This is a genomic window from Neisseria sp. P0020.S005 (assembly GCF_051957055.1).
Taxonomy (GTDB): Bacteria; Pseudomonadota; Gammaproteobacteria; order Burkholderiales; family Neisseriaceae; genus Neisseria; species Neisseria subflava_A.
The window spans coordinates 1-432 of the sequence record NZ_JBQCWV010000077.1 but is presented as its reverse complement, the minus strand read 5'-3'; the positions used below and the strand labels follow the sequence as shown (position 1 = coordinate 432).

Here is a 432-nt window from a genome sequence, read left to right as displayed (position 1 = left end):
GTGCTGGATCAGGGCCTGAACATTTCCGCCATCGTCACCGATATCCTGCGACGGCCTTTCATCACCATCGGCATGATCAGTCTGGTCCTGCTGGTGCCGCTGGCGCTGACCTCCAACAACTGGTCGATCCGCAAGCTCGGCCGCCGCTGGAACAGCCTGCACAAGCTGGTCTATGTCGCAATCGCTGGCGGCGCGATCCATTTCATCATGTCGGTGAAAAGCTGGCCCGCCGAACCGGTCATCTATGCCTGGATCGTCAGCGCACTGCTTCTATGGCGTCTGGTGCGTCCGCACGCCCGCAACCGCAAGCCTGTTTCCCGCCCGCGCGGCGAAGCAATGGCAGTAAAGAAATAAGCCCTGACACACCAATAACTTTCTACGGTTTCTAATGTAGAAACTTAAATTTACTATTCTAACCGTTACCCCATGACA

Annotated in this window: 1 protein-coding gene; it reads left to right on the top strand. The window is 56.2% G+C overall.

What is annotated here, in order from left to right:
- A partial coding sequence (locus tag ACTHTU_RS11385; RefSeq protein ID WP_440362610.1) for a protein-methionine-sulfoxide reductase heme-binding subunit MsrQ occupies window positions 1–354 on the top strand: 354 nt, incomplete at its 5' end.
- Window positions 355–432 lie beyond the last annotated feature (78 nt).